This window comes from Fundidesulfovibrio sp. (assembly GCF_058402725.1).
The window spans coordinates 1-1,890 of record NZ_JBZVFJ010000311.1 but is presented as its reverse complement, the minus strand read 5'-3'; the positions used below and the strand labels follow the sequence as shown (position 1 = coordinate 1,890).

Genomic DNA, 1,890 nt, shown 5'->3' with positions numbered 1-1,890 from the left:
GGCCGGTTGGCGGTCCACCCGGGCACGGCGTATTACCAGCCCGGTCTGGCGAACGCCTCCGAGCTTGTGCGGACCCTGGCCTATTTCCTGGAGAGCGTTCAGACCCTGCCGCGTCGGTTCGGACCGGACTGGAGGGTGCTCTCGGAGCATGCGCTGCTGGCCATGCGCGACGAATGCGAGGCAGCGGGGGTCGACCTGCTCGTGGCCACCGGCGAAGAGGGCATGCGCTACTACCAGTTCCTGGAGGATGAGGGGTTCAACTGGTTGTCGACCACCGTCGACGACCAGGGCCAGGAAATCAACCCCTACGATCCCGACTGGTGCCTGCTGCCTTACGACATCCATCCCAACGAACGGGCCCATGCCCTCGCCGCGAGGCAGATCGCGCGCGGAGTGGGGGAACTCCTGGGCCGGCGGGCTGCCTTCACCCAGGTGGAAGATGTTTCGTCCTCCGGTTATGTAGCGCTCCAGGCGGGGCACGAGGTAGTAGACGACCACCCTGGGCGGCGTCTCCCGCGTCAGAAGCCTGCGCAGCAACAGGAGCTGATAGGCGGAATGCGCGGCGTTCACGCTTCGATTCTTGACCACGTAGCCGGGCAGGCCCCGCTGCAGCGCCCACCCCATCGTCTGCTCGTCATCGAGCAGGTTGCCGAAGGAATTGGACCCGCCAAGGAGCGTGATCTCAGGCCCCCGAACATCGGCCCCCGGGGGCCGACTCCTCCGGCACCCTTCTTCGTCCGTGCGCATGACCGCCGTGTGCCGCCAGCTCGCATGGGAGAGCTGGACGCTCACCGTCACGGTCTTGTCAGGCAGGACGGCCATGCCGAGTTCGCGGTCGCCCCGCAGATACCCGCAACTGTAGCTGGTCGCCGCCGGGAGCACCACGCCCTCCATGGGCGGGCGCAGGGGCCTGGCCAGACGCAGCAACCCTTCGCAAAGCGCGGTCGCTGCGGCGCTCCAGGCCAACCCGGCCCACCCGAAGGCCAGCCCGGCGGCCAGGTAGGGGAACGCGAGGGCCGCATGAAAGAGGGGCCTCCGAAAAAAGTGGGGCTCGAAGCACCCTTCAGGCGCGGGGAACTCCCGGCCCTCGTGGAAGTAGACCGTCTCGTAGTCGAACCGGCCGATCTCGCGGATCGTCGCCAAGGCCGCCAGCACGTTCTCGTGGAAAAACACCTCGCCGCAGCAGACCACGACCCTCGCGGGGCGGGTTTGCAGGAGCACGAGCCAGAGCCTCCAGTTGTGGGCCGAAACGCTGCCCCTGCCGAAATGGTCCACGCGGTCCGCCCGGCCTCTGAAGTGCTCCAGGGCCCGCGCGTTGACGACCAGGGCCGAGTCCCTGCCGTACCGGTCGAGACAGGCCTCCACGTGGGGCTGGGCCGCTGTCCCGACGACGAGGATGCCCTTGCTCATGCCAGCTCCTTGGAGACGTGATGGTCCTCGATGAAGAGATCGTCGATGCCGGAATTGTAGAAGGTGTTCAGGGCGTCGTCCGGCGAACTGACGATGGGTTCACCGCGCAGGTTGAAGGACGTGTTGATGAACACGGGTCTGCCCGTGAGCCTTCTGAATTCCGACAAGGTGCGGTGCATGCGAGGATTCTGCTCGCGGGAGACGGTCTGAACCCTGCCTGTGTTGTCCACGTGGGTGGCGGCCGGCAGGGCCTCGGGCTTCTTCACCCCGTGCGTGAACAGCATGTAGGGCGTTTCGTCCATCCCCAGGGTTTCGAAATATTCGGCGAAATGCTCGCGCAGGATGATGGGCGCGAAAGGACGAAACTGCTCCCGGAACTTGATCTTGGCGTTGAGATGGTCCTGCATGGAGCGGCTGCCCGCGTCGGCAAGGATGCTGCGGTTGCCCAGGGCGCGCGGCCCCCATTCGTCCCGTCCCTGG

Annotated in this window: 2 protein-coding genes; both read right to left on the bottom strand. The window is 66.5% G+C overall.

Going from position 1 to position 1,890, the window contains the following annotated elements; all coding sequences use genetic code 11:
* Window positions 1-1,410: hypothetical protein (locus ACV4UX_RS19085; protein ID WP_491594860.1), on the bottom strand; the 1,410-nt coding region annotated here is incomplete at its 3' end.
* The coding region (locus ACV4UX_RS19080) for a carbamoyltransferase C-terminal domain-containing protein (RefSeq protein ID WP_491594859.1) at window positions 1,407-1,890 on the bottom strand (484 nt) is incomplete at its 5' end. The genes ACV4UX_RS19080 and ACV4UX_RS19085, both read right to left, overlap by 4 nt.